This is a genomic window from Geobacillus sp. WSUCF-018B, from assembly GCF_002809985.1.
GTDB lineage: Bacteria > Bacillota > Bacilli > Bacillales > Anoxybacillaceae > Geobacillus > Geobacillus thermophilus.
Map to the genome: position 1 here is coordinate 1 of NZ_PIJF01000088.1, position 4785 is coordinate 4785.

Below are 4785 nucleotides of genomic sequence, written 5' to 3' on the forward strand. Positions count from 1 at the left end.
TTGATACAAAAATACATTTTTTCACCTCCCATCTAACTATATTATACCATATTTTACTGAATCTATCCTATTTTCAGCAAAATATAGTTAAGGCGATTCCTCTCCCACTTACTCCGCTTCGCTTCGTTGAAGTGGGAGTCTTCTCGCCTAATTAAGATAAACAAATGCGACTTGGTCTCCCGGTTCTGCCCCAAGCACTTCTCTGATCTTCATTGGAATCGTCACTTGATGTTTCGAAGAAAGAAACAGAAGAATATACCGTGAAAGTCGTGACCGATCAACCATCGATTGAGGAAATCGCGATGTGGATGGAAACGTGGGCGGAAACAAGATGACCAACGGCTTCTTCATTTGTTCGTGATCCATCCCCTCTTGGCACATAATTCCCCTCCTCCGTCCCATACTAACAATGACAATATCCGTTAAGGAGGGACCACGATGGTCACAAAGCAACAAACAACGCTGCCCCCGCAACACCAGACGCGCCAGCCCGGCCTGCAAACGGAGATGAACCCGCAGCCGATCACCATCAAAGACACCTATAAAGGAAGCGGCAAGCTCGAAAACAGAGTCGCCATCATCAGCGGCGGCGACAGCGGCATCGGCCGGGCGGTCGCCGTCCATTTCGCCAAAGAAGGGGCCGATGTGGCGATTCTCTATCTCAACGAACATGAAGACGCCGAAGAAACAAAACGGCTCGTCGAACAGGAAGGAAGACGGTGCCTGGCGATGGCGGGAGACATCGGCGATGAAACGTTTTGCAAAGAAGCGGTGAAACAAACAATCGAAGCGTTCGGCAAGCTCGATATCGTCGTCAATAACGCCGCTGAACAGCACCCGCAGCCGAACTTTCTCAACATCACCGCCGCGCAGCTGGAAAAAACGTTTCGCACGAACGTATTCGGCTGCTTTTTCCTAACGAAAGCGGCGCTCCCACACTTAAAAAGCGGAAGCGCGATTATTAACACCGCTTCGGTCACCGCCTACGAAGGAAACGAACAGCTCATCGACTACTCGGCGACAAAAGGCGCAATCGTCGCGTTCACCCGCTCGCTCGCCAAAGCGCTCGTCGGCCAAGGCATCCGCGTCAATGGCGTCGCCCCAGGCCCGATTTGGACGCCGCTCATCCCGTCGACGTTCAAAAGCGAGCAAGTCGCCACATTCGGCGCCAACACGCCGATGAAACGTCCCGGCCAACCGTGCGAAGTCGCTCCGTGCTACGTCTTTTTGGCGAGCGATGAGTCGTCGTATATGACCGGACAAATGCTGCACGTCGACGGCGGAAAATTCGTCAGCGGCTGACCATCGCAGCCGCTGCGGTCAATCCTTTTTGACAAAACTTCGTTATCTTTTCTTACAAAAATATAGAATCATTGTAAAAAAATCGATACGATAAAGCTACGATGTTCCTCCACTTCTTTGCAAGGTGCCCCTCTTCTCTCAGTCCGCCCCGGAATGGGGTGGATTTTTTTTACGTTAAAGGTTCACTAAAGGTAGATCGTTGAACCTAAAAATGCCTCCGCGGCTTCCCCCTCTGTTTTAAGCAGTCAATAGTTCGGGGAATGCCACTGCATGTTTTCTATTCACCATCTCATGTGAAGAGCGTCTCCGCCTCTTGCCCAGCAACCGCTATGTCTCGTTTTTTCTTGCGCACGCAAAGAACAGCCAAAGAAGCGATAACGCCTGGCAGCGCAAAAGCAACAAAGCACATGAAAATGGGGGCTTTCATTCCTAGCAGCGCCCCGCCAAGCGTCGGGCCAACCATTCCTCCTAAGCGACCGACGCCATTGGCCAATCCAACGCCCGTAGAGCGGACATGGGCGGGATAATATTGCGAGACAAATGCATTCAACAAACTTTGCGTCCCCATTGTACAAACACCAGCTACCGCAATGCGGAAACATTCCATACGTACGGAACACCCAGCATTCCAAGCAACATAAAACCATAACCGCATTCAGCTCCTCTCAACGCCAATGCCATGAGCGAAAAGAGGAGCTCTTTTTCATTTCCCTTTTTCAATCTTCAGCCGACGCTGACTGTGCCGCTTGTTTCACCGCCTTCACCTCATAATGTCCGACTTCGACATTGAGGATGTACTCCGGCTTCGCTTCATTTCGTCTCTGTTTATGTCCGGCGATATGAGCGTCGCTTTTCTCCCATTTTTTCCAATGCTCCTCCGATTCCCATGTAATCAAAATGACGACTTCCTCATCACCGCGGCGCGCTTTCTTAACCAAAATTTTCAAATCAACAAACCCCTCTTGCTGTTCGATGATTCCAGGCTTTCGAAACCGCTCAGCCACTTGGTCGGCGAATCCTTCAGCCACTGTGATTTTACGCATTTGCACGAACATAAATCCTCTCCCTTTCTCTGTTGATGATGATGCGATTATTGTTCGCTGCTGTCCTCATCGTTGCGCTGTTCATCGATAGGGGCATCTCCGTCGCGGTTTTGAACTCCCCATATACTGCTCAGTTCTTCGTCATGAATATCAAACGACTGGATGAATTCATTGATCACCATCTCGATTGCTTTCAACTCTCCTGTCAGCACGGGATGAATCGATTGAAGCTCCGGCGATTGCAGTTGCTGTTTCAATGTCTCCCGTTTGACATAAAGCCGTGCTAAAAATTCGAGCGCCCGCCCGCGACGGAACGTTTTGGCGCCGCGATGCGGCCCTTTGTGCATATGCGCGCCTTTCCATGCGGGATGGCCTTCGAATGGATGTCCATGTCCATGAAAAAAATGTCCATGCATGCCGTCATCTTTCCTCCTTCGCCGCTTTCACTCTCGCCACCGTCACACCGTCCCCAATGGGGAGAAACAAGGCATCAAGCGCTGGATGCCGAGCAACGGTCTCATTGAACTGCCTCATAATTTCCCCGCGCCGTCCCAAGGCGCGCGGAGTGCCGATGCCGCTTCCTGCCATGGTGTTGTCCGCTGCGATGATCGCCCCTGGATTGGCGAGGCGGAGGCAATAATCGAGATAATGAACATAGTTTTCTTTGTCCGCATCAATGAAGAAGAAGTCGAAGCGCGAGCCTTGGGCAACAAGCGCTTCAAGGCTTTCCAAGGCTGGTCCGACCATATACACGACTTGGCTGCCGAAACCGGCTTTTTCCAGGTTCTGTTTTGCCAAGCGGGCATAGTCCTCCACAAGCTCAAGCGACGTCAACAATCCGCCCCGCCCAAGCCCGCGCGCGAGACAAACACCGCTGTAGCCTCCAAGCGCTCCGATTTCCAACACGTTTTTGGCGCCGGAGATGGCGACAAGCATCGTCAACAGCTTTCCTGTCGCCGGCGAAACAGAAATCGGCGGAAGGCCGTTTTCCTCCATTGAGCGTCGGATGCTGGCAAGCACTTCATCTTGCGGAGCAAACTGTTCATTCATGTAACGGTTTAATTGCCGAAACAACTCCCATCCTTCATGGCGATCGTGCGGATGCTTCGGTTCCATGCTTTCCCTCCTTCTGATCCTATTCGTATACAATTGTATACAAACATAAACAGAACGTCAATGTTTAATCCCCCGGCCGCTTATATTTCCATCTCGCCGCCGGGAACATCACTTGAAACCGCGTTCCTTCGCCGAGTTTGCTTTCCACCTTCACCTTGCCATGGTGTTGATCAATAATCCATTTGGCGATCGCCAATCCAAGACCGGCTCCATCCGATTGCGAGCGCGCCTTGTCGCTTTGGTAAAAGCGGTCGAAAATGCGAGGGAGATCTTCAGTTGGAATGCCGATGCCGTCATCTTCAACTTCCACCACGACCGATGAGGAAAAACGATGGCATGCAAGGCGAATGTGTCCGCCTTCCGTCGTATATTTCAAGGCATTGTCAAGCAAAATGACGATCAATTGATGGATGCGTTCACGGTCGCCCACCCACTCAATAGGGATTTGCGCTTCGACGCTCATCGTTTTCTGTTGGTACGAAGCGATCTCGCTGTACTGTTCGCCAATGTCGCGGACCAATTCATCCAGCCGAAACGCTTCTTTTTGCATTTCCAACTGATTCGAGTCTGAACGCGCCAAGGTGAGCAGTTGGGAAACGAGCCGCGACAAGCGGCGGCATTCTTTGGCGATCACAGAAATATCGACGCTTTTCTCTTCAATGGTTGCTTTCGGAGAACGAAAAAGCGCATCCGTTTTTGCCTGAATGACAGAAAGAGGCGTGCGCAATTCATGGGAGGCGTCGGAGACAAATTGCTGCTGTTTTTTCCACGCCGCTTGAATGGGAACGAGCGCCCGGCCAGCCAGAAAATAGCCTGCCGCGATGGCAAACAGAGCGCTCAGCATGCATCCTACTGCAATCATGAACATCAATTCGCCAAGCAGCTCGCGTTCAGAGTTCGTATTGCGCAGCATTTGCACCGTTATCGGGCCAAACGCCGTATTCACTTCAACAGCCAACGTCCGAAAATAGAGATGGCCTACGTTCACCTCATACAGTTCATCAAGCCTTTCTGGGGGAGTGAGCGGCAGCCCGGTGAAAAAAGAAGCGTCGCGGGTCATGCCGACCATTTCTCCTTTCTCGTTCCAGATGACCACCAACAGCCGCGGGTCGCGCAACAGCGGATCATGAAAGAGCGGATCTCCTAACAGCGCATCATCCTTACGCCATGGCCCGCCCTGCCTAATCCGCTCCGCCAATCGTTCAAGCGGAACATCGGCCGCATGGGTAACTATTCAGCCACATCATAAAGTGAGCTGAATATTTTCTTCTTTCCTTGTCTATGATGTGAATATTGATAGACAAGGAGGTGAATCGCATGTTGA

The 4785-nt window shown here is 51.5% G+C and carries 6 protein-coding genes; 1 reads left to right on the top strand and 5 read right to left on the bottom strand.

Annotated features, from left to right (window positions below):
- Positions 1-438: 438 nt before the first annotated feature.
- The gene (locus CV944_RS16185) at positions 439-1302 is read left to right on the top strand and encodes an SDR family oxidoreductase (RefSeq protein WP_100664530.1); all 864 of its coding nucleotides are present in this window, start codon (positions 439-441) and stop codon (positions 1300-1302) included.
- A gap of 289 nt (positions 1303-1591) precedes the next feature.
- Here the strand turns inward: CV944_RS16185 and CV944_RS16190 are convergent, their stop codons facing one another.
- The 5 genes from CV944_RS16190 to CV944_RS16210 all read right to left on the bottom strand — a co-directional run bounded on the left by CV944_RS16190 (position 1592) and on the right by CV944_RS16210 (position 4659).
- Positions 1592-1957 carry an MFS transporter gene (locus CV944_RS16190; protein ID WP_033024834.1) on the bottom strand — a complete coding sequence of 122 codons (366 nt, stop codon included), beginning with the start codon at positions 1955-1957 and terminating at the stop codon, positions 1592-1594.
- A 61-nt stretch (positions 1958-2018) separates the two neighbouring features.
- Positions 2019-2357 (bottom strand): antibiotic biosynthesis monooxygenase, encoded by a 339-nt coding sequence (locus CV944_RS16195; protein ID WP_013146175.1) that lies wholly within the window; start codon positions 2355-2357, stop codon positions 2019-2021.
- A 35-nt stretch (positions 2358-2392) separates the two neighbouring features.
- Complete coding sequence (locus CV944_RS16200) at positions 2393-2761, bottom strand: hypothetical protein (RefSeq protein ID WP_013146176.1); 369 nt, start codon at positions 2759-2761, stop codon at positions 2393-2395.
- A 4-nt stretch (positions 2762-2765) separates the two neighbouring features.
- The gene (locus CV944_RS16205) at positions 2766-3461 is read right to left on the bottom strand and encodes an O-methyltransferase (protein WP_013146177.1); all 696 of its coding nucleotides are present in this window, start codon (positions 3459-3461) and stop codon (positions 2766-2768) included.
- A gap of 64 nt (positions 3462-3525) precedes the next feature.
- Positions 3526-4659, bottom strand: coding sequence for a sensor histidine kinase (locus CV944_RS16210; protein ID WP_233205118.1), 1134 nt, complete (start codon positions 4657-4659; stop codon positions 3526-3528).
- Positions 4660-4785: the final 126 nt, after the last annotated feature.

What these genes read in the sequence shown, in the direction of transcription:
- CV944_RS16185 (WP_100664530.1), top strand. Translation starts at nt 439, where the DNA reads ATGGTCACAAAGCAACAAACAACGCTGCCCCCGCAACACCAGACGCGC.
- CV944_RS16190 (WP_033024834.1), bottom strand. Translation starts at nt 1,957, where the DNA reads ATGCGGTTATGGTTTTATGTTGCTTGGAATGCTGGGTGTTCCGTACGT.
- CV944_RS16195 (WP_013146175.1), bottom strand. Translation starts at nt 2,357, where the DNA reads ATGTTCGTGCAAATGCGTAAAATCACAGTGGCTGAAGGATTCGCCGAC.
- CV944_RS16200 (WP_013146176.1), bottom strand. Translation starts at nt 2,761, where the DNA reads ATGCATGGACATTTTTTTCATGGACATGGACATCCATTCGAAGGCCAT.
- CV944_RS16205 (WP_013146177.1), bottom strand. Translation starts at nt 3,461, where the DNA reads ATGGAACCGAAGCATCCGCACGATCGCCATGAAGGATGGGAGTTGTTT.